At 72.4% G+C, this 23462-nt stretch carries 22 protein-coding genes; 17 read left to right on the top strand and 5 right to left on the bottom strand.

Going from position 1 to position 23462, the window contains the following annotated elements; genetic code table 11:
* Positions 1-5: 5 nt before the first annotated feature.
* From ACFYVL_RS06905 to ACFYVL_RS06885, 5 genes are all read left to right on the top strand, one after another.
* Positions 6-1679: a sugar ABC transporter ATP-binding protein gene (locus tag ACFYVL_RS06905; RefSeq protein WP_389241753.1), complete on the top strand. Its 1674-nt coding sequence runs from the start codon at positions 6-8 to the stop codon at positions 1677-1679.
* Positions 1676-2722: an ABC transporter permease gene (locus ACFYVL_RS06900; RefSeq protein WP_389241752.1), complete on the top strand. Its 1047-nt coding sequence runs from the start codon at positions 1676-1678 to the stop codon at positions 2720-2722. The genes ACFYVL_RS06905 and ACFYVL_RS06900 overlap by 4 nt, the downstream gene beginning before the upstream one ends.
* 122 nt (positions 2723-2844) lie before the next feature.
* Positions 2845-3435: a hypothetical protein gene (locus tag ACFYVL_RS06895; RefSeq protein ID WP_389241751.1), complete on the top strand. Its 591-nt coding sequence runs from the start codon at positions 2845-2847 to the stop codon at positions 3433-3435.
* Positions 3436-3542: 107 nt separating this feature from the next.
* Positions 3543-4316, top strand: coding sequence for an alpha/beta fold hydrolase (locus tag ACFYVL_RS06890; protein WP_389241750.1), 774 nt, complete (start codon positions 3543-3545; stop codon positions 4314-4316).
* A 40-nt stretch (positions 4317-4356) separates the two neighbouring features.
* The gene (locus ACFYVL_RS06885; protein WP_389241749.1) at positions 4357-5673 is read left to right on the top strand and encodes a cytochrome P450; all 1317 of its coding nucleotides are present in this window, start codon (positions 4357-4359) and stop codon (positions 5671-5673) included.
* 25 nt (positions 5674-5698) lie between these two features.
* Here ACFYVL_RS06885 and ACFYVL_RS06880 read toward each other — a convergent pair whose 3' ends face one another.
* A complete protein-coding gene (locus ACFYVL_RS06880) occupies positions 5699-6445 on the bottom strand; it encodes a hypothetical protein (protein WP_389241748.1) in 747 nt (248 codons plus the stop codon).
* 255 nt (positions 6446-6700) lie between these two features.
* Between ACFYVL_RS06880 and ggt the strand changes: the two genes are divergently transcribed.
* Positions 6701-8551, top strand: a complete 1851-nt coding sequence (ggt, locus tag ACFYVL_RS06875) for a gamma-glutamyltransferase (RefSeq protein WP_389241747.1) — start codon at positions 6701-6703, stop codon at positions 8549-8551.
* Between the two features lie 168 nt (positions 8552-8719).
* Here ggt and map read toward each other — a convergent pair whose 3' ends face one another.
* Positions 8720-9487, bottom strand: a complete 768-nt coding sequence (gene map / locus ACFYVL_RS06870; protein WP_389241746.1) for a type I methionyl aminopeptidase — start codon at positions 9485-9487, stop codon at positions 8720-8722.
* A gap of 41 nt (positions 9488-9528) precedes the next feature.
* Here map and ACFYVL_RS06865 point away from each other — a divergent pair, with 41 nt between their 5' ends.
* The 5 genes from ACFYVL_RS06865 to hydA all read left to right on the top strand — a co-directional run bounded on the left by ACFYVL_RS06865 (position 9529) and on the right by hydA (position 14048).
* On the top strand, positions 9529-9786 hold the full coding sequence (locus ACFYVL_RS06865) for a helix-turn-helix domain-containing protein (RefSeq protein WP_389241745.1): 258 nt from the start codon (positions 9529-9531) through the stop codon (positions 9784-9786).
* 32 nt (positions 9787-9818) lie between these two features.
* Positions 9819-10217, top strand: coding sequence for a PPOX class F420-dependent oxidoreductase (locus ACFYVL_RS06860; RefSeq protein WP_389241744.1), 399 nt, complete (start codon positions 9819-9821; stop codon positions 10215-10217).
* A gap of 238 nt (positions 10218-10455) precedes the next feature.
* Positions 10456-11298: a nitrilase-related carbon-nitrogen hydrolase gene (locus tag ACFYVL_RS06855; protein WP_389241743.1), complete on the top strand. Its 843-nt coding sequence runs from the start codon at positions 10456-10458 to the stop codon at positions 11296-11298.
* A complete protein-coding gene (locus tag ACFYVL_RS06850) occupies positions 11295-12578 on the top strand; it encodes an aspartate aminotransferase family protein (protein WP_389241742.1) in 1284 nt (427 codons plus the stop codon). Before ACFYVL_RS06855 ends, ACFYVL_RS06850 begins: the two co-directional genes overlap by 4 nt.
* Positions 12579-12656: 78 nt before the next feature.
* Positions 12657-14048, top strand: a complete 1392-nt coding sequence (gene hydA, locus ACFYVL_RS06845; RefSeq protein ID WP_389241741.1) for a dihydropyrimidinase — start codon at positions 12657-12659, stop codon at positions 14046-14048.
* Positions 14049-14102: 54 nt separating this feature from the next.
* Here hydA and ACFYVL_RS06840 read toward each other — a convergent pair whose 3' ends face one another.
* A complete protein-coding gene (locus ACFYVL_RS06840; RefSeq protein WP_389241740.1) occupies positions 14103-15125 on the bottom strand; it encodes a Dyp-type peroxidase in 1023 nt (340 codons plus the stop codon).
* 216 nt (positions 15126-15341) lie between these two features.
* Between ACFYVL_RS06840 and ACFYVL_RS06835 the strand changes: the two genes are divergently transcribed.
* The 3 genes from ACFYVL_RS06835 (at position 15342) to ACFYVL_RS06825 (ending at position 17624) form a co-directional block, all read left to right on the top strand.
* Positions 15342-16754: a threonine/serine exporter family protein gene (locus ACFYVL_RS06835; RefSeq protein ID WP_389241739.1), complete on the top strand. Its 1413-nt coding sequence runs from the start codon at positions 15342-15344 to the stop codon at positions 16752-16754.
* 260 nt (positions 16755-17014) lie between these two features.
* Entirely contained in the window at positions 17015-17374 is a 360-nt protein-coding gene (locus tag ACFYVL_RS06830; RefSeq protein ID WP_389241738.1) for an ArsR/SmtB family transcription factor, read from the top strand.
* Positions 17375-17390: 16 nt separating this feature from the next.
* Positions 17391-17624 (top strand): hypothetical protein, encoded by a 234-nt coding sequence (locus ACFYVL_RS06825; RefSeq protein WP_389241737.1) that lies wholly within the window; start codon positions 17391-17393, stop codon positions 17622-17624.
* A 60-nt stretch (positions 17625-17684) separates the two neighbouring features.
* Here ACFYVL_RS06825 and ACFYVL_RS06820 read toward each other — a convergent pair whose 3' ends face one another.
* Together ACFYVL_RS06820 and ACFYVL_RS06815 are read right to left on the bottom strand one after the other, a co-directional pair.
* Positions 17685-18557, bottom strand: coding sequence for a sensor domain-containing protein (locus ACFYVL_RS06820; protein WP_389241736.1), 873 nt, complete (start codon positions 18555-18557; stop codon positions 17685-17687).
* Positions 18554-18787, bottom strand: coding sequence for a hypothetical protein (locus ACFYVL_RS06815; protein ID WP_389241735.1), 234 nt, complete (start codon positions 18785-18787; stop codon positions 18554-18556). Before ACFYVL_RS06815 ends, ACFYVL_RS06820 begins: the two co-directional genes overlap by 4 nt.
* 379 nt (positions 18788-19166) lie before the next feature.
* Between ACFYVL_RS06815 and ACFYVL_RS06810 the strand changes: the two genes are divergently transcribed.
* The 3 genes from ACFYVL_RS06810 to ACFYVL_RS06800 all read left to right on the top strand — a co-directional run bounded on the left by ACFYVL_RS06810 (position 19167) and on the right by ACFYVL_RS06800 (position 23392).
* Positions 19167-21419, top strand: a complete 2253-nt coding sequence (locus tag ACFYVL_RS06810; RefSeq protein ID WP_389241734.1) for an MMPL family transporter — start codon at positions 19167-19169, stop codon at positions 21417-21419.
* 71 nt (positions 21420-21490) lie between these two features.
* Positions 21491-22600: a MerR family transcriptional regulator gene (locus ACFYVL_RS06805; RefSeq protein ID WP_389241733.1), complete on the top strand. Its 1110-nt coding sequence runs from the start codon at positions 21491-21493 to the stop codon at positions 22598-22600.
* 69 nt (positions 22601-22669) lie between these two features.
* Positions 22670-23392 (top strand): hypothetical protein, encoded by a 723-nt coding sequence (locus ACFYVL_RS06800; RefSeq protein WP_389241732.1) that lies wholly within the window; start codon positions 22670-22672, stop codon positions 23390-23392.
* Positions 23393-23462 lie beyond the last annotated feature (70 nt).

Below are 23462 nucleotides of genomic sequence, written 5' to 3'. Positions count from 1 at the left end.
GGCCGATGACGATGGACGACCTGCACACCGCGCACCGCGCCGACGGCGAGCACGTCCTGACGGCCACCGGGATCAGCAAGACCTTCCCCGGTGTCAAGGCACTGGACGGCGTACAGCTCCAGCTGCGCCCCGGCGAGGTGCACGCGCTGCTCGGCGAGAACGGCGCCGGCAAGTCCACGCTCGTACGCATCCTGGCGGGCATCCAGCCGCCCGACGCGGGGGAGATGCGGCTCGGCGGACAGGTGTACGCGCCCAGGGACGCGGCGGCGGCGATGCGCGCCGGTGTCCAGGTCGTCCACCAGGAACTCAACCTGCTGCCCCATCTGACCGTCGCCGAGAACCTCTTCTTCCAGCGGCTGCCGCGCCGCTTCGGCGTCGTCGACCGGCGCACCCTGCACCGGCGCTCCGCCGAACTGCTCGCCCGGGTCGGCCTGGACATCCCGCCGTCCACCAGGGTCGAACGGCTGGGCATCGCCCAGATGCAGCTCCTGGAGATCGCCCGCACGCTGTGGCAGGACTGCCGGGTCCTGGTGATGGACGAGCCGACCGCCACGCTCACCGCCCGTGAGACGCAGCGGCTGTTCGAGGTGGTGCGCGGGCTCACCTCGCGCGGCACCGCCGTCCTGTACATCTCGCACCACCTCCAGGAGGTGTTCGAGATCGGCGACCGGATGACCGTCTTCCGCAACGGCGCCCATGTCGTCACCAAGGACCTCGCCGACACCGACACCGCCGAGGTGATCCGGCTGATGGTCGGCCGGGACCTCGCCCAGGAGTACCCGCCGTACACGGCCCGCACCCCGGGCCCCGAACTGCTGCGCGCCGAGCGGCTCCACCCGCGCGGCGGCAGCCCCGTCTCCTTCGCCCTGCACGCCGGCGAGGTCGTCGGCGTCGCGGGGCTGGTCGGCTCGGGCCGCACCGAGACCGTGCGCGCGCTGTTCGGGGCGGACCCGCACGACGGCGGGCAGGTGTACGTGAAGGGGGAGCCGGTCCGCATCCGCACCCCCAGGGACGCGGTGCGGCACGGCATCAGCCTGCTCACCGAGGACCGCAAGGGCCAGGGGCTCGTCCTCGACATGCCGCTGAGCGCGAACATCACCCTCGCCGCGACCCGCAAGGTCTCGCGCGGCGGACTGCTCCGGCGCGCCGAGGAGGACCGGTACGCCCACGAGGCGGTGCGCGGACTCGGCGTGCGGACCCCGGGCATCCGCACCGCCGTCCGCACCCTCTCCGGCGGCAACCAGCAGAAGGTGGTGCTCGGCCGCTGGCTGCTCGCGGGCACGGACGTCCTGGTCGTGGACGAACCCACCCGGGGCATCGACGTCGGCGCCCGCTACGAGATCCACCAGCAGCTGACCGGCCTCGCGGGCGACGGCAAGGCGCTCCTCGTCGTCTCCTCGGACCTGCCCGAACTGATGGGCATCTGCGACCGGATCCTGGTCTTCTCGCGCGGCCGGATCGCGGGCGAGGTCGCCCGCGACGACTTCGACAGCTCGCGCATCCTCGCCCTGGCCTACGCGGGATACGTCACCGGAGCGGCCGTCCCCGGTGCCGAAGGGGACCGTTCCGGCGACACCCCCGCCCCGGGCGACACTCCCGCCCCCGGTGCCGCCGACGGACCGGACAGGTCCGACGCACCCGTCACACCCGTCACGAAGAACGGTGAGACCACCTCATGACCACACCCACCCCCACCACCGGCCCCGCCACGGAGGCCACCGCCGCGCCGCGCCGGCCCTCCCGCTCGCTCGCCCGGCAGGTGATGGGCGAGGCGGGCATCGGCATCGCCCTGCTGGCCCTCGTACTGGTCTTCACGCTGACCGCGCCCAAGTTCGCGACCTCCGGGAACCTCACCAACATCGCCACCGAGATCACCCTCAACACGATGCTCGCGGTGGGCATGACCTTCGTCATCCTGGTCGGCGGCATCGACCTCTCGGTGGGTTCGGTGATGGCGCTCTGCGCCGTCGTCTCCGGCGAGATCCTCACCTCCACCGGGCTCTCCACCCCGGTCGCCGTGCTGCTCGCCGTCGTGGTCGCCGCCCTCGTCGGCATGGCCTGCGGCTTCGTCAACGGCTTCGTGTCGGAGAAGTGGCGGGTGCCGTCCTTCATCGTCACCCTCGGCATGCTGAACGTGGCGCGCGGCGCCGCCCTGGAGTACACCGACGCCCAGACCCGCTACGACTTCCCGCCCGGCTTCAGCCACTTCGGCACCTCCACCCTCCTGGGCATCCCCTCGCTCTTCTGGATCGCCCTGGTCATGGTGGTGATCGGGCACTTCGTGCTCACCCGCACGGTGTTCGGCCGACTCGTCTTCGCGATCGGCTCCAACGAGGAGGCGGTGCGGCTTTCCGGGCACCGTACGGGCGTCGTCAAGGTGGCCGTGTTCGTGATCGCCGGATTCGCGGTGGGCATCGCCGCCGTCACCTACATGGCACGGCTGAACATCGCCAGCCCCATCGTCGGCGCCGGGTATGAACTCTCCGCCATCGCGGCCGTCGTCATCGGCGGCGCCTCGCTCTCCGGCGGCAAGGGCTCCATGATCGGCACCCTGCTCGGGGCCTGCCTCCTCGGCGTCCTCACCAACGGACTGCTGCTGCTCGGGGTCTCCGACTTCCAGCGGCAGATGATCACCGGCGCCGTGATCATGGTCGCCGTCGTCGTCGACCACTACCGGGGCAAGCTGGCCGCCCGCAGGCCCGACAAGGCGCTGGCGGGCTGAGCGGTCCGGGCACGGCCACCGCGCCGCAGGTCACGGGCGGGGCAGCGGCGGCGCCGGAATCGGACCCGGCCGGTTACCGTTCGGTACTGGCGCTCGGGCCGCGCAGCACCCAAGCTCTCACCATGACGCATCAAGAAGACCCGCAGGGTCCGCGGGACGCGGCGGGAACGGCGGAGACCCGGATGGAGCTGCCGCTGAGACGGGTGCTCGTGGTGCTGCCGGTCGCGGCGGTCGTCACCACCGTGATCTGGGGCTACACCATCGCCGCCCTGATCGACGGACCGAACTCGACGCTGTCCGCCACCCTGATGTCCGCGCTCGGCCTGCTGCTCCTCTTCGTCGCCGTGACGTACGTCGGCTACGCGGTCCGCCCGCTGAGCATCGCCGCCGGACCGCGCGGCCTGTCGGTACGGCTGCCGCTCTACCCCGAACGGACGCTTCCCTGGGACGATCTGGTGTCCGTACGGGCGGTGGGCGTGCGGGGCGCCCAGTTCGTCGTCGTCGAGGCCCGCGCCTCCGAGGTTTCGCTCCCCTACGTCTGCCGGCCGCGGGCCGCCTACCGCCGCCTCTCCCTGATGACCGGCAGCGCCATGCAGGTCAAGGAGGGCCTGTGCTTCGAGCGGCAGGTCTTCGAGCTGGTGCCGGAGGACGTGCTCGCCATGGTCCGGGGGTACGCGCCCCCGGGCCTTCAGGTGGTGGACCAGCGCCGCTGAGCGCGCCGGGAGCGCCGACGGCGGTCTTGCCCGGGGCGGGCTGCCGGGCCACCTTGGGACACGGCGTCACCCACCGGTGGCGTACGGACCGCGCGATCGGAGACCCCGTGACCCCCTTCGTCCCACCCCACTCCCTCCTCGGCGACGGCCCGCACCCCGTCATCGCGGTGCACGGCTGGCTCTCGGACCGCGCGGACTACACCGCCGTACTGCCCGACCTCGACCTGGAGTCCTTCCGCTACGCCTTCGTCGACCTGCGCGGCTACGGCGAGGCCAAGGACCAGCCCGGCGCCTTCACCACCGCCGAGGGCGCCGCCGACCTGCTGGCCCTCGCCGACCAGCACGGCTGGGAACGCTTCTCCCTGATCGGCCACTCCATGGGCGGCGCCGTCGCCCAACGGGTGCTGGCCGCGGCTCCGCACCGGGTGCGGCGGCTGGTCGGCGTCTCGCCCGTGCCGGCGACCGGACTCGACATGCCGCCCGAGTCCTGGGCACTGTTCGAGGGCGCGGCGGAGCACCCGGAGAACCGGCGGACCATCATCGACCACACCACCGGCGGCGTGCGCCCGGCGGCCTGGCTCGACCGGATGGTGCGGCAGTCCGTCGACCGCAGCGACCCCAAGGCGTTCCGCGCCTGGCTGGACTCCTGGGCCCGGGAGGACTTCCACACCGACATCGCGGGCACGGACCGCCCGGCGCTCGCGGTCGTCGGCGCTCTCGACCCGGCGCTCGGTGCGGAGGTGATGCGGCAGACCTGGATGCGTCACCACCCGAACGCCGAACTGGTGGAGATTCCCGGCGCCGGCCACTACGCCATGGACGAGACACCGCTCCAACTGCTGCGCACGGTCGAGGACTTCCTGCGCGCGGACGAGGCGTGACGACCGGCGAGGGAAGAGCAGAGGTCCAGGAGAGGACGTGATGAGCCGCACCTCCGGCGTCGCACCGCACGCCGCCCCCCAAGCACCCGACGCGCCCGGCGTACCCGATGTGCCCGATGTCTTCGACCCGCGCCGCTACGCCCGCGGCGTCCCGCACGACGCCTACCGCCGGCTCCGCGACGCGCACCCGGTGGCCTGGCAGGACGAGTACGAGGTGCTGGGCTGGCCCGCCGGACCCGGCTTCTGGGCGGTCACCCGGCACGCCGACGTCGTACGGGTCCTCAAGGACGCCCGTGCCTTCTCCTCGTGCCTGGGCGCCACCCAGATCCGCGACCCGGACCCGGACGACCTGCCCTTCGTGCGCCGCATGATGCTCAATCAGGACCCGCCCGCACACGGCAAGCTGCGCCGGCTGGTCAGCCGTGCCTTCACCCCGGGGCGCACCGACCGCTTCGAGTCCCGGGTGCGGGAGCGCGCCCGCGACCTCCTGCGACGGGCGGTGCGCGACGCCGAGGAGAGCGGCCGGGGGACCTTCGACCTGGTGGCGGCCGTCACCGACGAGTACGCCCTGCTCAACCTCTGCGACCTGCTCGGCGTGCCGCCCGGCGACCGCGCCCTCCTCCTGGAGTGGACCGAGCGCGTCATCGCCTACCAGGACCCCGACGAGCGGGAGCGGGTGGTGCGCGGGCCGGACGGGCTCCCGGTGAACCCGCGCTCGCCCGCGATGCTGGGCGAGATGTTCGCGTACGCGCGCGAACTGGCGGCGTACAAAAGGCGTTTCCCCAGCGACGACATCATGACGGCGCTCGCGCACGCGGCGGGGGACGGGACCCGGCTCAGCGGGCCGGAACTGGAGATGTTCTTCTTCCTGCTCACCGTCGCGGGCAACGACACGGTGCGCAGCGCGGCACCCGGCGGATTCCTCGCCCTGGCCCAGGACCCCGGCGCGCAGGCGGCGCTGCCCGGGGTCCGGGTGGAGACGGCCGTCGAGGAACTGCTGCGCCACCACCCGCCCGTCCTCAGCTTCCGCCGCACCGTCGCCGAGGACACCGAACTGGCCGGACAGGCACTGCGCGCGGGCGACAAGATCGTGGTCTTCCACGCCTCCGCCAACCACGACGAGCGCGTCTTCACCGACCCGCACCGCCTCGACCTCACCCGCGACCCCAACCCGCACGTGTCCTTCGGGGACGGCCCGCACGTCTGCCTCGGCGCCCACTTCGCCCGGCTGCAACTGCGCGTCCTGCACGAGGAGGCGCTGCGGGTGCTGCCGCGCTACCGGCTCGCCGCCCCGCCGCGCCGGCTCGTCTCGCACTTCATCAACGGCCTCAAGTCCCTGGAGCTGCGGCTGGACTGACGAGGAGCGGGCGGCAGGCCACCGGTCAGCCGGTGGCGCGGTGGGAATTGCGCGGCGGCGCGGGCAGCGGGGTCTGCGCCGCCCGCGTCACATCGGTGACCAGCTCCACCACATCGGGCCCGTACGCCTGCGAGTTGGCCACCTTCAGCAGCAGACAGAACGACCGGTCGCCGTGCTTGCGCGCCAGCTTCTCGAAGTTGCGGGCCAGATAGCGGGTGGCCGCCTGGTGGGTGATCGCCCGCTGCCCGCAGAAGAGGAACACCGGCCGGGCGCCGTCCCCGACACTGAGCCGGGCCAGCAGCACGTACTCGGCGACACCGTGCTCCAGCCGGTAGCGCTCGCTGCCGATCTGGAACGCGCCCCGGTCCGGCGTCGGTTCGTGGTCCACATTGATGCGTATCCCGGGCAGCAGGCTGGCCAGGTGGGCCACGATGCGCCGGTTCGACGAGGGGCCGCCCACACAGAACTCCGTGCGCTCGCCGAAGCCCTGCTGGGGAACGTCGTGCGAGAGGATCTGCGAGTGCGCGCCGCAGTCCTTGATCAGCGCGGACAGTTCGAGCAGCGCGAAGACGTCCGACCGGTGCAGGGCGCCGTCGGGGCCCGCGTCGCGGTTGACGACCAGCAGCGACTCGGAGTTCTTGGGCAGCCCGAAGAACGCCTGCTTGCGCTGGAGCCTGCGCCGCAGGAACCAGCTGCGGACGAGCCAGCCGAGCGCGGCACCGACACCGGCGGCGACCAGACCCAGGACGATTGTGCGGAGGTCGTCATTCATGGGCGGGGATGGTAGCGGGCATGACAGCTCCGTGGAGCGGTCGGGGCGCCACGGGGCCGGTGATGACACTGATGCAAGTGATGTGACGTTCGTACGGAACTGATGCCTTGTACGGCTGTTGTGCGGGGTGCCGCGGGGTGTTGTGTGTCGTGCGGATTGCGGCCGGGGCCAATGGCCGAGACGCGTCCACGGATACCTGGCACGGGCACCTGGGTGCGGCTACGCTGCGCGGACGCCGTTCGCCTGGAGGTACGCATGCGTCGACCCACCCGGCCCGCCGTACGGGCACTGTCTCTGCTGGCCGCGACCGCGGCAGTCGTCACGGTGGGGGCAGCCGCCCCACCGGGTGCAGCGCCCCCGCCCGCACCGGCCTCCGTACGGGGCGCCACCGCCCCCGCCACCACCACGCCCCCCAAGGTCCCGGTGGCCGTCGGTCACGGCGGTGCCGTGGCCAGCGTGGACGCGGACGCCTCGGCGGCCGGCATCGAGGTGCTGCGCAACGGCGGCAACGCGGTGGACGCGGCGGTCGCCACGGCCGCCGCCCTCGGCGTGACCGAGCCCTACTCCGCGGGAATCGGCGGCGGTGGCTACTTCGTCCACTACGACGCCAGGTCCCGCAAGGTGCGCACCATCGACGGCCGCGAGACCGCCCCGCGCAGCGCCGACAAGAACCTCTTCCTGGAGAACGGCAAGCCGATCCCCACCGACGAGGCCATGACCAGTGGCCGCAGCGTCGGCACCCCCGGCACCCCCGCCACCTGGAAGGCCGCCCTGGACGCCTGGGGCACCAAGCCGCTGCGCACCCTCCTGGCGCCCGCCGAGCGGCTGGCCCGCGACGGCTTCACCGTCGACGCCACCTTCCGCTCCCAGACCCAGGGCAACGAGGCCCGCTTCCGGGACTTCCCCGCCTCCGCCAAGCTCTTCCTGCCCGGCGGCCAACTCCCGGTCGTGGGATCGAAGTTCAAGAACCCCGAACTGGCGCGCACCTACCAGAAGCTGGGCCGCGAAGGCATCGGCGCGCTCTACCGGGGCGAACTGGCCCGCGACATCGTCCGCACGGTCAACAAGCCGCCGGTCGACCCCAACGCCACCCGCAAGGTGCGCAGCGGCGACCTCACCGAGCAGGACCTGCGCCGGTACGAGGTCGAACGGCCGGCCCCGACGAAGGTCGGCTACCGCGGGCTCGGCGTGTACGGCATGGGCCCCTCCTCGTCCGGCGGCACGAGCGTCGGCGAGGCGCTCAACATCCTGGAGCGCACCGACCTCTCGGCCGCCTCCCCGCAGAAGTACCTGCACCGCTTCATCGAGGCCAGCCGGATCGCGTTCGCGGACCGGGGCCGCTGGGTCGGCGACCCCGCCTTCGAGGACGTACCGACCAGGCAGCTGCTCTCCCAGCGGTTCGCGGACTCCCGCGAGTGCCTGATCAAGGACGACGCGGTACTGGTGAGCCCGCTGCCGCCGGGTGACCCGCGCCACCCGTCGCGCACCTGCGACAGCAAGGGGACCGTGGCGCCGACGACGTACGAGGGCGAGAACACGACGCACCTCACGGCGGCCGACAAGTGGGGCAACGTCGTCTCCTACACGCTGACCATCGAGTCCACCGGCGGCAGCGGCATCACCGTGCCCGGCCGGGGCTTCCTGCTCAACAACGAGCTGACCGACTTCTCCTTCGCCCCGGCGAACCCGGCGGTCCACGACCCGAACCTGCCCGGCCCCGGCAAGCGGCCGCGCTCCTCGATCTCCCCGACGATCGTCCTGGACCGGCACGAGCGGCCGGTGCTCGCCCTGGGGTCGCCCGGCGGGGCCACGATCATCACGACCGTGCTGCAGAGCCTGACCGGGCACCTGGACCGGGGCCTGCCGCTGGTCGACGCCATCGCGGCACCGCGGGCGAGCCAGCGCAACGCGGCGGCGACGGAACTGGAGCCGGGCCTGTGGAACAGCCCCGTACGGGGCGAACTGGAGGCCCTCGGCCACGTCTTCAAGCAGAACCCGGAGATCGGCGCGGCGACGGGCGTACAGCGACTCCCGGACGGCCGCTGGCTGGCGGCGGCGGAGAAGGTGCGCAGGGGCGGAGGATCGGCGATGGTGGTCCGGCCGTAGCCGGAGCTGCCTTTGTTCGCGCAGTTCCCCGCGCCCCTCACAAGGGGCGCGGGGAACTGCGCGGCCGGCCACCGCGCAGCCGCGGACGGGCGCCCGGCTCGGGAGGGTCCGCCACCCGGTTCGGGAAGGGGCGGGGGAGAGACCCCGCGTGGCGGTCCCGCCCGCCGGCTACAGCATCGTGAGCACCCGCGGCCCGCCGTTCGTCACCGCCACCGTGTGCTCCACGTGCGCCGCCCGGCTGCCGTCCGTCGTGGCCAGGGTCCAGCCGTCCGCCGCGTGGCGGTACTCGTCGCCGCCGCCCGCGATCAGCATCGGTTCGATGGCCAGCACCATCCCGTGCCGCAGCTTCATCCCCCGGCCCGGCCGTCCCTCGTTCGGGACGTCCGGACCCTCGTGCATCGTGCGCCCCACCCCGTGACCGGCGAAGCCGTCGGGGATTCCGTAGCCCGCGCTGCGGCACACCGTGCCGACCGCGTGCGCGATGTCGCCGATGCGGTTGCCGACCACCGCCGCCGCCATCCCGGCCTCCAGCGCCGCGCGGGCCGTCGCGATGAGGTGGGTGTCCTGCTCCCGGGCCCGCCCCACCGTGAAGCTGACCGCGGAGTCGCCCACCCAGCCGTTCAGCTTCGCACCGCAGTCGATGCTGACCAGGTCGCCGTCCCGGAGCCGGTAGTCCGTCGGGATGCCGTGCACGATCGCGTCGTTCACCGACGCACAGATCACCGCGGGGAACGGGATCGGCGCCCAGTTGGGGTGGTAGTGGAGGAAGGGCGACGTGGCGCCCGCCTCCCGCAGCACCCCCCGGGCCACCTCGTCCAGCTCCCGCAGCGTCACCCCGACCGCCGCCTTCTCCCGCACCGCCGTCAGGGCGCGGGCCACCACCCGGCCCGCTTCGCGCATCGCGTCCACGGACGTGTCCGTCTTGATCTCAACCATGCCAATTACTATACCGGTCTCGGAGGTATTAGAATAACGCCATGGTCCGCACCCCGCTCACCCCCGAAGAACACGAACGCGGCGAACGCCTCGGCCGCCTGCTCCGCGACACGCGCACGTCCACCGGCCGCACCATGGCCGATGTGGCCGCCTGCGCCGGTCTGTCCGCCGAGACGCTGCGGAAGATCGAGACGGGCCGTGCCCCCACGCCCGCCTTCTTCACGGTGGCCGCCCTCGCGGGCACCCTCGGCCTCTCCCTCGACGACGTGATCGCCCGGTGCGAATTGCTGCCCGCCTGATACGGGGGCCCTCTCGCACGTAGGGTCGGGTCATGGACATCCGTGCCGCGCAAGCCGCGTTCGCCCGTACCCGCTACGTCAGCCTCACCACCTACCGCAAGGACGGCACCCCCGTCTCCACCCCCGTGTGGGTGGCAGGCGACGACGGTGCGCTCTACGTGTGGACCCACGCCGAGGCATGGAAGGTCAAGCGGATCCGCCGCGACAGCCGCGTCACCCTCGCCTCCTGCGACGTCCGGGGCCGGGTCAAGCCCGGCAGACCCACTCTGGAGGGCACGGCCACGCTGCTCGACGAGGACGGGGTGGCGCGGGTGCGCAAGCTGCTCGCCCGCAAGTACACCTGGCAGTACTGGCTCACCGACCTGCCCGCCACCCTCGCCCGCCGGGGCAGGCGTCCGCACGCCGCGATCAGGATCGACCTCTCGGCCTGAAACGGAGCCGGGGCCAAAGGGCGTGGGAAGCCGCGCGGCGGGGGAGGTGTAGAGCCCGGACCTTCACCCCTGCGGGTGTGAAACAAGATCGACTCCGCGGGTTCGCGGTGATGGTCTTGCCCCGCCCTCCCCGGCGGCTTACGTTCAAGCATCCACGTCCCGACTCTACGGGCGTAGAGGGTCTCTGACGTCCCGTCGGGCAGGCGGGGCGTCGCCCGGTCGCGAACGGAGACGAGCCATGGCCAATGTCGTACGCGCCGCCCTGGTCCAGGCCACCTGGACAGGCGACACCGAATCCATGATCGCCAAGCACGAGGAGCACGCCCGGGAGGCCGCCCGGCAGGGCGCGCGCATCATCGGCTTCCAGGAGGTGTTCAACGCCCCCTACTTCTGCCAGGTGCAGGAGCCCGAGCACTACCGCTGGGCCGAGGCGGTCCCCGAGGGCCCCACCACCGTCCGGATGCGGGAGCTGGCCCGCGAGACCGGCATGGTGATCGTGGTGCCGGTCTTCGAGCGCGAGAGCTCCGGCTTCTACTACAACACCGCCGCCGTCATCGACTCCGACGGCAGCTACCTCGGCAAGTACCGCAAGCACCACATCCCCCAGGTCAAGGGCTTCTGGGAGAAGTACTACTTCAAACCCGGCAACGCGGGCTGGCCGGTCTTCGACACCGCCGTCGGCAAGGTCGGCGTGTACATCTGCTACGACCGCCACTTCCCCGAGGGCTGGCGGCAGTTGGGCCTCGGCGGGGCGCAGATCGTCTACAACCCCTCCGCCACCTCCCGCGGCCTCTCCGCCCACCTGTGGCAGCTGGAACAGCCCGCCGCGGCCGTCGCCAACGAGTACTTCGTCGCCGCGATCAACCGCGTCGGCCAGGAGGAGTACGGCGACAACGACTTCTACGGCACCAGCTACTTCGTCGACCCGCGCGGCCAGTTCGTCGGCGAGAGGGCCAGCGACAAGGCCGAGGAACTGGTGGTCCGGGACCTGGACCTGGATCTCATCGAGGAAGTCCGCCACCAGTGGGCGTTCTACCGCGACCGCCGCCCCGACGCCTACGAAGGACTGGTTCAGCCGTGACCGACCTGCACTCCCGCCACCAGGCCGTCCTGCCCGAGTGGCTCGCGCTCTACTACCGCAACCCCCTCGAACTCACCCACGGCGAGGGCCGGCACGTCTGGGACGCCGAGGGCCGCAAGTACCTGGACTTCTTCGGCGGCATCCTCACCACGATGACCGCCCACGCCCTCCCCGAGGTGACGAAGGCGGTCGCCGAGCAGGCGGGCCGCCTCATCCACTCCTCCACCCTCTACCTCAACCGCCCCATGGTCGACCTGGCGGAGCGGATCGCCCACCTCTCCGGGATCCCGGACGCCCGCGTCTTCTTCACCACCTCCGGCACCGAGGCCAACGACACCGCCCTCCTGCTGGCCACCTCGTACCGCCGGTCCAACCAGGTGCTGGCGATGCGCAACAGCTACCACGGCCGCTCCTTCGCCACCGTGGGCCTCACCGGCAACCGCAACTGGTCGCCCACCAGCCTCTCGCCGCTCCAGACGCTGTACGTGCACGGCGGCGTGCGGCACCGCGGGCCGTACGCGCAGCTCTCCGACGCCCAGTTCATCGAGGCGTGCGTCGCCGACCTGGAGGACGTGCTCGGCCAGACCCGCGGGCAGGTCGCCGCCCTCATCGCCGAACCCGTCCAGGGCGTCGGCGGCTTCACCTCCCCGCCGGACGGCCTGTACGCGGCCTTCCGCGAGGTCCTCGACCGGCACGGCATCCTGTGGATCGCCGACGAGGTGCAGACCGGCTGGGGCCGCACCGGCGACCACTTCTGGGGCTGGCAGGCACACGCGCAGAACGGCCCGCCGGACATCCTCACCTTCGCCAAGGGCATCGGCAACGGCATGTCCATCGGCGGTGTCGTCGCCCGAGCCGAGGTCATGAACTGCGTCGACTCCGGCTCCATCTCCACCTTCGGCGGCTCGCCCGTCACCATGGCCGCGGGCCTCGCCAACCTCACGTACCTCCTCGAACACGACCTCCAGGGCAACGCCCGACGCGTGGGCGGCCTGCTCCTGGAACGCCTGCGCGCGATCGGGGCGGGCGTCCCCGCCGTACGGGAAGTACGCGGCCGGGGCCTGATGGCGGGCATCGAGATCGTCCGCCCCGGCACCGACCGGGCGTGGCCCGAGGCCGCCGGCGCCGTACTGGAGGCGGCCCGCGAGGGCGGCCTGCTGCTCGGCAAGGGCGGCGGCCACAACACCAGCGTGCTGCGCATCGCACCCCCGCTCACCCTCACGGTGGCGGAGGCCGAGGAGGGCGCGTCCGTCCTCGAACGGGCCCTGCACACGGTCTGACCCCGCTCGTCCGGCTCGACAACCAGTCTCGACAACAGGTCCGGGGCGACGGGACACCCGGCACAGGAGGCGCACGCCATGACACGCACTCTGATCACCGGCGGTCTCGTCGTCACGGCCGCCGAGGAGATCCACGCCGACGTACTCGTCGAGGGCGGCCGGATCGCCGCCCTGGCGGCACCGGGCACCCAGCAGTGGACGGCCGAGCACGTCATCGACGCGACCCACAAGTACGTGATCCCGGGCGGCGTGGACGCCCACACCCACATGGAGATGCCCTTCGGCGGCACCTTCGCCGCCGACTCCTTCGAGTCCGGCACCCGGGCCGCGGCCTGGGGCGGCACCACCACGATCATCGACTTCGCGATCCAGTCCCCGGGCCAGAGCCTGCGCGCGGGCCTGGACGCCTGGCACGCGAAGGCCGACGGGAAGTGCGCGATCGACTACGGCTTCCACATGATCATGGCCGACGTGAACGAGTCCTCGCTGAAGGAGATGGACCAGTTGGTGGGGGAGGGGGTGACCTCCTTCAAGCTGTTCACCGCCTACCCCGGGGTCTTCTTCAGTGACGACGGGCAGATCCTGCGGGCCATGCAGCGGGCCTCGGGCAACGGCGGCACGGTCATGATGCACGCCGAGAACGACCTGGCCATCGACGTCCTCGTACAGCAGGCCCTGGAGCGCGGCGAGACGGACCCCCGCTACCACGGCGAGGTCCGCAAGGCCCTGCTGGAGGCGGAGGCCACGCACCGGGTGATCAAGCTGGCGCAGGTGGCGGGCGCGCCGTTGTACGTGGTCCACGTCTCGGCGCGGGAGGCCCTCGCGGAGATCACCCGGGCCCGGAACGAGGGGCTGCCGGTCTTCGGCGAGACGTGCCCCCAGTACCTCTTCCTCTCCACCGACAACCTGGCCGAGCCGGACTTCGAGGGCGCCAAGTACGTGTGCTCCACGCCGCTGCGTCCGAAGGACCACCAGGAGGCCCTGTGGCGGGGCCTGCGCACGAACGACCTCCAGGTCGTCTCCACCGACCACTGCCCGTTCTGCTTCTCCGGCCAGAAGGAACTGGGCCGCGGCGACTTCTCCAAGATCCCCAACGGCCTGCCGGGCGTCGAGAACCGCATGGACCTCCTCCACCAGGCCGTCGTGGACGGCCACATCACCCGCCGCCGCTGGATCGAGATCGCGTGCGCGGCCCCGGCCCGGATGTTCGGCCTGTACGGCAAGAAGGGCACCATCGCACCGGGCGCGGACGCCGACGTCGTCATCTACGACCCCACCGCCCAGCAGACCCTCTCGGCGGCGACGCACCACATGGCGGTGGACTACTCGGCCTACGAGGGACGCAACATCACCGGCAGGGTGGAAACCGTGCTGTCACGGGGCGAAGTGGTGCTCGACCGGGGCGAGTTCACGGGACGGGCGGGGCACGGGGCGTATCTGGCGCGGGGGATCTCGCAGTACCTGCGGTGAGGGGGGAGGCGGTCCGCCCGGGGGCGTCATCGGCCCTCGGGCGGGCCTGCCGTGTCAGGGGCGGTCGGCCGCTTCCTCGGTGTCGTCCGTGCCCGGCAGGTCGTCCAGGAGGCCGGCCGGGGGGACGAAGAAGAGGGTGCCGGTGACCGGGGTGGAGAAGTCGAGGATGCGGTCGTGGGTGGCGCCGTCGTGGCCGAGGAACATGCGGCGCAGCATCTCCTCGGTGACGTCGGGCGTCCGGGCGTAGCCGATGAAGTAGGTGCCGAACTCGGCCCTGCCGGGGCTGCCGAAGGGCATGTTGTCGCGCAGGATCTTGCGCTCGGTGCCGTCCGGGTCGGTGAGGGTGTTCAGGACGACGTGCGAGCCGGGCGTGTCGGTCTCCGTGTTGTCGAGCTTGCGGCGCCCAATGATCCGTTCCTGCTCCTCGACGGGGAGCCGGTTCCAGGCGTCCAGGTCGTGCAGGTACTTCTGCACGATCACGTACGAGCCCCCGGCGAAGTCCGGGTCCTCGGAGCCGATCAGTACGGCGTCCTCCGCCTCCGGGCCGACCGGGTTCTCCGTGCCGTCGACGAAGCCGAGCAGGTCGCGCTGGTCCAGATAGCTGAAACCGGTCACCTCGTCGGCGAGCGAGACGGAGCCCCGCAGCCGGTCCATGATCTGCGCGCCGAGGGCGAAGCAGAGGTCCGCGCGGGCGGCCCGGATGTGGAACAGGAGGTCGCCCGGGGTGGCCGGGGCGTGATGGCGGGCGCCGCGCACCTCGCGGAACGGGTGCAGCCGTGCGGGGCGCGGTCCGGCCACCAGCCGGTCCCAGGCGCGTGAGCCGATGCCCGCCACGACGCCGAGCCGCCCGTCCGGGTGCCCGAACCCGACCGTGCGCCGCAGCCCCGAGAGGTCGGCGAGCAGCTCCCGGGCGACGGGTTCGCCGCCCGGTTCGACGGTGAGGACGAGGAAGAGCGAGGCGGTGGTCAGGGGACTCAGCACGGGCTGGGGCAGGTCGCGCAACGGAGCCGTCCTCTGGTGGTGGGTGGGGGAGGCGGAGTGGTGGGTGGGGTGCGTGGTGTGGATGCACCTTTCCATGGCTTGCTGGGCGGGGCGAGTGGGGAGATCGGTGCCGGGAGTGGCGTGGGGCGGGGTGGGGGCGGGTCGTGTGGCACGGGGTGGTGGGCGGGCTTAGCCTCGCCGCAGGTGAGGGGCGCACCTCACGTCCGGATGCGAGGGAAGGGCGGGAGCGGGTACGGGGGCCGAGGTGGGGGCCGGGGGCGCGCGGCGGCGCTTCGAGCAGGTGGAGTGGAGATGTGGGGCAGACTCTCCCGGTGGCGGTCCCGGGCGCACGTCCGGCAGGCGCGGCTGGACCGGCTGCGGCAGAACGAGGCGACCTTGCTGGACCGGCTGCACGGGACGGCGTACGAGGAGGTCCGTTTCCCGCCGTCGCGCGACTTCGGCGCCCGGCAGGCCGCCGAGGTGCTGCGGTTCGTGCTGCGGCTGGGCCGGGAGCTGTTCCTGGCCGGGGCGTCGACCCGGGACATCCAGACGGCCGCCGTCGCGGTGACCGCCGCGTGGGGCATGCAGGATCTGGAGGTCGACATCTCCGGGCGGTCCTTGCAGGTGCAGTACGCGCCACCCGAACGGGCGCCCGTCGTGATGCTGATCGTCCTTGGCTCGGAGGACACCCGCGACCTCGGCCGGCTGACCGCGCTGGAGCGGCTCACCGTACGGATCGTCGGCGGCCGGCTCGCGCCCGCGGACGCGAAGGCGGCGCTGGACCGGCAGGTGTCGGCCCCGGGACGGTGGCCGTGGTGGTTCGCGCTGTGCGGAGGCGCCGTACTGGCCGCCATGCTGTGCGTCCTCGCGTCCGGCACGACGCGCGCGGCGCTGCTGTCGCCCCTGCTGTTCCTGGTCACCAACCGTGCCGCGTGGGCCCTGGGACGCGCGGGACTGCCCTCGTTCTACGTCACTGCGGTGCAGACGGCCCTCCTCATGGCGGGCACCATGACGCTGATCCACTTCGGGGTGCTCAGCGGGCACGAGGGCGCGAGCCTGGTCGCGGCCAACGTGATCCTGATGCTGCCGATCCTGACCGTGGTCTCGCTCACCGAGGACGCGATCGACGGCTTCCGCTCGATGGCGGCGGCCCGCTCGGTGAGCCTGCTGACGTTCTTCGCCGCCATGGCGTGCGGCCTGCTCACCGTCGCCTTCCTGCTGCGCGGCCTCGACTCGGACGCGCGCGCCACCACGCTCGCCGCGCTGCCCGTCTGGCTCACCCTGGTCACCAGCGGCGTCGGTGCCCTGGGCAACGCCGTCTTCATGGGCGGCGGTCCGCGCCTGGTGCCCTGGGCGATGGCGGCGGCGCTGGTCGGGGCGGGGGTGAAGGTGTTCGGCACGGCCCAGCTGGACTGGTCGGTCCCGCTGGCGACAGGGCTGGCGACGACCGTCATGGGCGCGGTGTCCGCGGTGATCGGGCCACGGGTCGCGGTGCCCGCGCGGGCCGTGCTGATCCCGGGCATCGCGGGCAGTGTGCTGCCCGGCCCCGACCTGTACCGCAGCCTGCTCCAACTCGTCCTGGGAGTGCCCGGGGCCACGCAGTACCTGGTGCTGACCGTGGCGTCGGTGGCCGCCATCGGCGTGGGCGCGGTGCTCGGTTCGCTGCTGGGGGCGGGCAGCGAGCGCAAGTGGGGCCGCCGCTCGGCGGTTCGTACGGGGGTGTGAGGGCCGGACGCAGCCCCTCGGCCAGGTCGAGCCGCGCACCGTCCGCGTCCTCGGTGTTGGCGTGCGGGACGTCGGTCCGTAGGGTGGCGAAGGCCTCCGGGGGCAGGGGCGTCGGCGCGTCGAACTGCCGGACCGGCCCGGGGGCACCACGCTCGCGCGCGCTCAAAGGCGCACGTCCGACGGTTCGGCGGCCCGTTCGTGCCGACGGCGGCTCTCGGCCTAAACTCGGCTCAAAGTTCCCGGAATGCCAGAGGTGGATCATGACCAGTGAGGAGCTTCTGGCCGTCCTCGCCGCCGTTGGCCACGCCCAGCGCCTCCGGGTCATCGTCGAACTCTCCGAGGGGCGGATGTACGTCAGCGAGCTGGCGCGCCGCCTCAAGATCTCCCGTCCGCTCCTCTACATGCACCTGGAACGTCTGGAGAAGGCCGGGATCGTCGTCGGCAGCCTGGAGCTGTCGGAGGACGGCAAGGCGCTCAAGTACTTCGAACTGGCGCCGTTCGACCTTCAGTTGAACGTCGATACGATCCTTGCGGCCGTGCTCGCGGACGAGCGTGCGGCCGAGGCGGGGGACGAGGGTGCCGTCGCCGGGCCGGCGGACCCGTCGGCCGCAGAGAGCTGAAGGGGGAGAGCCGCGCATGACCGGTGCCGTCATAGCCATCGCCATTGTCCTGATCGTCGTGGGGGGCATCACGGTGAGCGCGGTCGCGTACTTCAGGCTCCAGCGCCACCGTGCGGACGCCGTGGCCCTGGCCGAGTACCGCCGGCTGGCCGAGGAGGCCGTCGCCGGACAGAAGGCGCTGCACGACCAGCTGGCCGGGCTGGGCAACCGGGTCGAGGCCGTGGAGGGACTGCTGCGCAGCGTCGACTGACCTCCAGTACCCGCCTGTTCGCCGATGTCCCCGTGGCCCCGGCACGCTCGGTACGGGTGCTCAGTGCGGGGGTACCGTCGAACTCCCGGACGCCGTAAGCCTTCCCCGTCCTGCCGGGGCGCCGTCCCCTTCGCCGGAGGCGTCCTCGGCGGGGGCGTCCTCGGTGGCGGGGGCGGGCCCGTGTTCCGGGAGCGCCGGCCCGAGCGGGCCCGGCCCGGCGAGTACCCGCTTGGCGGCGGCGAGCGGGTCCCGCGGCGGCCGGAGCAGGACGTGGGCGACGGTCAGGTTCAGCCGGGCGGCGGCCACCACGGCGTAGGCCGCGTACATGGCGACGACGAGGAAGACGGCCGAGGCGAGCAGCGCGGCGGGCCAGGAGTCGATCCAGATCCCGGGACCGCTGCCGTCGGACGCGCCGAGCCGCACGCCCTCCCGGAGGGACCCGTCCGTCTGCCGGTTGGTGATCGACCAGAACCACAGGGGCAGTGCGGCCCCGGCCAGCACGGGCAGCCAGAGGGCCAGTACGAGTGCGTCCACCAGCAGCAGGAACGGGAACGCGAGGACGAGATAGGCCAGGTCCCGGTAGAGCACGGGATCGGTGAAGCGGGCGTTGAGGTGCCCTGAGAGGCCCGGTTCGGCGGCCGTCCGGTACGCGTGGGGGATCGGCGCGTCGACCAGTACCGCCCGCCCCCGCTCGACCTGGGCGCAGCAGCGCACCGCCCAGGCGGAGCCGATGGTGAGGGCCACGGTGAGGGTGAACTGGCTGAACGCGAAGGCGATGAGCAGGGCCGCCGCCGTCACGACGAACAGGGCGGGCCCGGCCACCAGATGGCCGGCGAGATAGCCGGTGGCCCGCCAGGTCGCGGCGGAAAGCAGCATCCGGAAGGGATTGGAGCGGTGCGGCAGCCGGCGGCCGGCCCTGAGCCTGTTGGTCATCCCACGCTCCGCAGCAGGTTCTCGATCTCCTTGAGCCGTCCGTCGATCAGCGACAACCGGTCCTGAAGCAGCTCCAGTTGGGCGGTCGACTGCTCGGCCAGCCTGCGGTAGTGGGCCATGGCCACCGCGTCCGCCCGGTGGCGTTGCAGCCGGAAGTACGAGATCACGCCCGCCGTGCTGCCGCCGACGAGGATGAGGATGATGGCGATGGTGATGACGGCGCCGGTCATGTGGCGTTTCCCTTCGCGTCACTGCGCTCCTCGGTCTCTGCCGCGACAGCCGCAACGACGGTCTTCTCGGTCAAGTGCGGGGGGAACTCCGCCGGTTCGTACATGACGCGCAGGCGCGGTGCGTGTCCCGCGGTGGCGAACGAGGCCGACCGGCCCCCGCTCGTCGGCTCACCCTCATCGACGGCCCGGAGTATGTAAGCTGAGACTTACACATGGCCTGAATTCCTGTCAATCATCGGCCGGTTGGGCCGTTCGCCGGTGAGGCCGGGGTGAAGCCGAGGTGGGGTCGGGTGGTCCGGCGGCCAGGTCCTCGTATCGACTTACGGTTGACGGCTTCATGCTCCACCTGTAAGTCTCGTCTTACATACGTCGGACAGAAGTGACCCTCACTAAGGAGCTGGGCACCGTGGAGAAGCAGCCGATCACCGTGAGGGTGGCGAACTGGAGCGCCTTACACCCGGGCCGGGCCATCGCGGGGTGGTTCGTGTTCGTCGCCCTGTGCCTGGCCGTCGGCATCGGATTGGGCACCCGCAACGCGACCGCCCAGGACTTCCAGGTCGGCGAGTCGGGACGCGCCGAGGCCATCGCGACCGACGCCGGAGTGCTGGAGCGGCCGTCCGAGCAGATCATGATCACCTCGAAGGCCGGGCCGCTGGACGAGGCGAAGGCCGCCGACGCGGCCCGGGACATCACCGCCCGGATGCGGAAGCTGCCCCAAGTGCTGGACGTGGCAGCCCCGGTGCGCTCCGAGAACGGCGACATGCTCAGGGTCGAAGTGACCATGAAGGGCGTCAAGCGGGAGGTGAAGGCGTTCGTCGACCCGCTCCTGGAGCAGACCGCACAGGTGCGGGCGGCCCACCCCGACCTGCGCGTCGAGGAGACCGGCGACGCCTCGGTCAGCAAGGGACTCGACAGTCAGCGCAGCTCCGACCTCGCGACCTCCGAGCTGATCTCCTTCCCCGTCACCCTGGTCACCCTGTTCCTGGTCTTCGGCTCGCTGATCATGATCGGTGTGCCGCTGCTGCTCGCGCTCACCTCGATCGCCGGCGCCTTCGGCCTCTACATGGCCGCCTCGCACCTGCTCCCCGACACCGGCGTCGGCATGAACGTCATCCTGCTCATCGGCATGGCCGTCGGCGTCGACTACACCCTCTTCTACCTCAAGCGGGAACGCGAGGAACGGGAGAGGGCGGCCGGCCGGCTCAGCCCCGAAGCCGTGGTCGGCATCGCCGCCGCGACCTCCGGCCGGGCGATCACGGTCTCCGGCCTCGCCGTGATCATCTCCACCGCGACGCTCTTCCTCGCCACCGACGTCATCTTCTCCTCGCTCGCCGTCGGCACCATCGTCGTCGTCCTCGCGGCCATGATCAGCTCGGTGACCGTCCTGCCCGCCCTGCTCGTCCGGATCGGACACCGGCAGGACCGCCGGGCAGCCCGCGCCGCGGACACCGGCGGAAAGCCCCGGCGGCGCAGGCCGGCGCAGGAGACCGGCCGGCTCTGGAGTGCCCTGCTGCGGCCCGCGCGCAGCCACCCGGTGGCCACGCTCGTGGTGTCCGTCCTGGTGATGGCGGGCCTCGCGCTCCCCGCGCTCGGCATGGAACTGCGCGTCCTGAACAAGGACACCCACTCCCGGGAGATCCCGGAGATGAAGACCTACGACCGGCTCAACGACGCCTTCCCCGACCTGCTCGCCGAGCACTGGGTCGTCGTACGGGTCGACGCCGGCCGGCGGGACGAGCTGCGCGCCGCGCTCGCCGACCTGACCAAGACCGTCCGATCCGACCCCGCGTTCTCCCGCAAGGAGCCCGAACTGCGCACGTCCGCAGACGGCCGGGTGAGCGTGCTGAACCTGAGCGTCCCGCACCGGCTCAGCGCCCAGGAGACCAAGGACTCGCTGCGGCACCTGCGCGAGGACTACCTGCCCGCCACCGTCGGGAGGGTCGAGGGCGCCGATTACGGCGTCGACGGAACCTCCGCGCAGGACGCCGACTACCTCGCCCACCAGAACGCGAAACTGCCGCTGGTCGTCGGGTTCCTGCTGCTGCTCACCTTCCTGCTGACCGCCCTGGTCTTCGGCTCCGTGGTCCTCGGACTGCTCGGCGTGCTGCTCAACCTGCTCTCCGTGGCCGCCGCGTTCGGTCTGCTCGTGGTCTTCTTCCAGTGGGGCCTGGCCTCGGCCCTGTTCGGCTTCGACGAGAGCGCCACCAGCGCGATCGGCTCCCGGGTGCCGCTGTTCCTCTTCGTGATCCTCTTCGGCCTCTCGATGGACTACCAGGTCTTCGTGGTCAGCCGGATCAGGGAGGCGGCACTGGGCGGAGTGCCCACGCGCAAGGCGGTGCTGGACGGCATCGAGAGCTCGGCGAAGGTGGTCACCAGCGCCGCGGTCGTCATGGTGACGGTGTTCTCCAGCTTCGTCCTGCTGCACCTCGCCGAGATGAAGCAGATCGGTTTCAGCCTCGCGGTCGCGGTCCTGCTGGACGCCTTCGTCATCCGCGTGATGATCCTGCCCTCGGCGATGATCCTGCTCGGCGACGCCAGCTGGTGGCCCTCCAGGGCGATGCGGCGCGCCCGCAGGAGCGCCCCGGAGCGCCCCGTGCCCGTGCCCGGGAATCCGGTCGCCCGGCTCCGCTAGCCACCGCCCACGGACCGGGCCGGAACGCCCGTGTTGACCTTCAAGCAGCTTGAACGCAGACAATCGGCCGCATGGAAGAAAGACAGGACCACGACGCGCTGATGAGCATCGGCGCCTTCGCCCGACGGGTGGGCCTCGCGCCCAGCGCACTGCGGTTCTACGACGACTGCGAAGTGCTGAGCCCCGCCCACGTGGACGAGCAGACCGGCTACCGGTACTACGCCCCCGGCCAGCAGGACCGTGCGGTCCTGGTCCGGCGGCTGCGCGAGGCGGGGCTGCCGCTCACCTCAGCGGCGGCCGTGCTCGACGGCCCCCGCGCCGAGGCACGGGCTGTGCTGGAGGCGCACGCCAGGAAGGCTCGGGAGACCGCCGACAGTGCCCGCGCCGTGATCGCGGAGATCCTCGGCGCACTGCCCGGGGAGAGCGGTGCGCCCCGGGCCACGGTCCGGCTCGGCGGGGCGGAACTGGCCAGCGCGGTCCGCCAGGTCGCGCCGGCCGCCGCCCGCGGCGCCGCGCGCGAGGAGTTCCCCGTGCTGGGCCGCGTACTGGTCGAGTGCGAGCACCAGGAGGTGCGTCTCGTCGCCACCGACCGCTACCGGCTCGCGATCCGCGCGCTGCGCCCGGCGGACTTCACCGGCGCCGCATGCCATGTACTGCTGGAGGTGGACGAGCTGACGGAGCTCGCCGCCTGGGCGGTCCGGGTGCCGGAGCTGCGCATCGGGATCGGCGCGAGCGAGGTGCGGTTGTACGGCGACGGGGACGAGCGGCGGCAGAGCGTCGCGGCGGGCCCCTTCCCCGACCACCGGCAGATGCTGGACCACCTCCCCGCCGCCCGGCACCGCGTCCTCACGGACCGCACGGCGCTCGCCGCGGCCGTCGGGGAGTTGGCGACCGGGACGCGGGAGCCGGGCTCGCCCGTCGTGCTGCGCGGCGACGGTCAGCAACTCACCCTCGAATCAAGCGGGTCGAGCACGGTCCTGCCGGCGGTCCGCACCGGTCCGCCGGTCACCGTCGCCTTCGACCCGGCCGTGCTCCTGCCCGCGCTCGACGCGGGGGTGGGGCCCGACGTGCTGCTGGAGATCGCCGCACCCGACCTGTCGGTGGTCGTGCGCTCCGCCGACCAGGGGAGCTTCACCACCCTGGTGATGCCGGTCCGCCGGGCCGCCCCGGACGGCAGCTGAACCGATCCGGCCCCACCGCCCCTCCCGTACACCCCGACCCGCACCCCGCTTCCCCGGAAGGACCCGCCCATGGACCCCCACAACCCCGTCGTCGAGCTCTGCACACGAGGCATGCGTGCCGAGGCCGAAGGGCGCGACGACGACGCACGCGCACTCTTCCGGCAGGCCTGGGACCGCGCGGCGGACGACTACGAGGCCTGTATCGCCGCCCACTACCTCGCCCGCCACCAGCCCACCCCCGAGGAGACCCTGCACTGGAACCAGGAGTGCCTGGACCGCGCCGACCTGGTCGGCGACGACCGGGTCACCGGCTTCTACGCGTCCCTGCACCTCAACATGGCCAAGGCGTACGCGGACCTGGACCGCCCCGAGAAGGCGCACGCGCACTACGAGTCGGCCGCCGCCCACATCGGCGCGGTCCCACCGGGACCCTACGGCGACGGCATCCGCATGGCGACGGCCGAAGGGCTCCGGGCCACCGGGCGCACCACGCGGGCGCGCTCCGCCGTGGACGACACCCTGGCGGACCTCTTCCGCAGCCTGTGCGCCCGCGGCGACCTCAAGGCGCTCGGGCTGATCCTGCCCGCCTACCTCACCGACCTCGGCACCGACGAGGACCGGACGCGGCTGGTCACGGCCCTGCACATGGTGCACGCGGGACGCTGGCTGCCGGACGCGGACCAGGACACCCTCGCCGCCGCCCTCGGTGGGCTCACCGCCCTCGGCGAGCAGACCGCCGCTGGCCGGAATTCCGCCCCCGACGGGGCGGACACCTCCGGCGCGACCGGCTGACCCGGCACCGTACCCCTCGGCGACCGCGACAGGTGGACGCGCGTCGACCCGCTTGCCGCCGCACCCTTGC

The sequence above is a fragment of the Streptomyces sp. NPDC004111 genome, from assembly GCF_042874215.1.
Taxonomy (GTDB): Bacteria; Actinomycetota; Actinomycetes; order Streptomycetales; family Streptomycetaceae; genus Streptomyces.
Note: the sequence above shows the minus strand (reverse complement) of the source record. Positions and strands in the feature narration are given on the sequence as shown.

What these genes read in the sequence shown, in the direction of transcription:
- ACFYVL_RS06900 (WP_389241752.1), top strand. Translation starts at nt 1,676, where the DNA reads ATGACCACACCCACCCCCACCACCGGCCCCGCCACGGAGGCCACCGCC.
- ACFYVL_RS06855 (WP_389241743.1), top strand. Translation starts at nt 10,456, where the DNA reads ATGGCCAATGTCGTACGCGCCGCCCTGGTCCAGGCCACCTGGACAGGC.
- hydA (WP_389241741.1), top strand. Translation starts at nt 12,657, where the DNA reads ATGACACGCACTCTGATCACCGGCGGTCTCGTCGTCACGGCCGCCGAG.
- ACFYVL_RS06830 (WP_389241738.1), top strand. Translation starts at nt 17,015, where the DNA reads ATGACCAGTGAGGAGCTTCTGGCCGTCCTCGCCGCCGTTGGCCACGCC.
- ACFYVL_RS06880 (WP_389241748.1), bottom strand. Translation starts at nt 6,445, where the DNA reads ATGAATGACGACCTCCGCACAATCGTCCTGGGTCTGGTCGCCGCCGGT.
- ACFYVL_RS06865 (WP_389241745.1), top strand. Translation starts at nt 9,529, where the DNA reads ATGGTCCGCACCCCGCTCACCCCCGAAGAACACGAACGCGGCGAACGC.
- ACFYVL_RS06840 (WP_389241740.1), bottom strand. Translation starts at nt 15,125, where the DNA reads ATGGAAAGGTGCATCCACACCACGCACCCCACCCACCACTCCGCCTCC.
- map (WP_389241746.1), bottom strand. Translation starts at nt 9,487, where the DNA reads ATGGTTGAGATCAAGACGGACACGTCCGTGGACGCGATGCGCGAAGCG.
- ACFYVL_RS06820 (WP_389241736.1), bottom strand. Translation starts at nt 18,557, where the DNA reads ATGACCAACAGGCTCAGGGCCGGCCGCCGGCTGCCGCACCGCTCCAAT.
- ACFYVL_RS06825 (WP_389241737.1), top strand. Translation starts at nt 17,391, where the DNA reads ATGACCGGTGCCGTCATAGCCATCGCCATTGTCCTGATCGTCGTGGGG.
- ACFYVL_RS06805 (WP_389241733.1), top strand. Translation starts at nt 21,491, where the DNA reads ATGGAAGAAAGACAGGACCACGACGCGCTGATGAGCATCGGCGCCTTC.
- ACFYVL_RS06860 (WP_389241744.1), top strand. Translation starts at nt 9,819, where the DNA reads ATGGACATCCGTGCCGCGCAAGCCGCGTTCGCCCGTACCCGCTACGTC.
- ACFYVL_RS06895 (WP_389241751.1), top strand. Translation starts at nt 2,845, where the DNA reads ATGACGCATCAAGAAGACCCGCAGGGTCCGCGGGACGCGGCGGGAACG.
- ggt (WP_389241747.1), top strand. Translation starts at nt 6,701, where the DNA reads ATGCGTCGACCCACCCGGCCCGCCGTACGGGCACTGTCTCTGCTGGCC.
- ACFYVL_RS06885 (WP_389241749.1), top strand. Translation starts at nt 4,357, where the DNA reads ATGAGCCGCACCTCCGGCGTCGCACCGCACGCCGCCCCCCAAGCACCC.
- ACFYVL_RS06905 (WP_389241753.1), top strand. Translation starts at nt 6, where the DNA reads ATGACGATGGACGACCTGCACACCGCGCACCGCGCCGACGGCGAGCAC.
- ACFYVL_RS06800 (WP_389241732.1), top strand. Translation starts at nt 22,670, where the DNA reads ATGGACCCCCACAACCCCGTCGTCGAGCTCTGCACACGAGGCATGCGT.
- ACFYVL_RS06815 (WP_389241735.1), bottom strand. Translation starts at nt 18,787, where the DNA reads ATGACCGGCGCCGTCATCACCATCGCCATCATCCTCATCCTCGTCGGC.
- ACFYVL_RS06835 (WP_389241739.1), top strand. Translation starts at nt 15,342, where the DNA reads ATGTGGGGCAGACTCTCCCGGTGGCGGTCCCGGGCGCACGTCCGGCAG.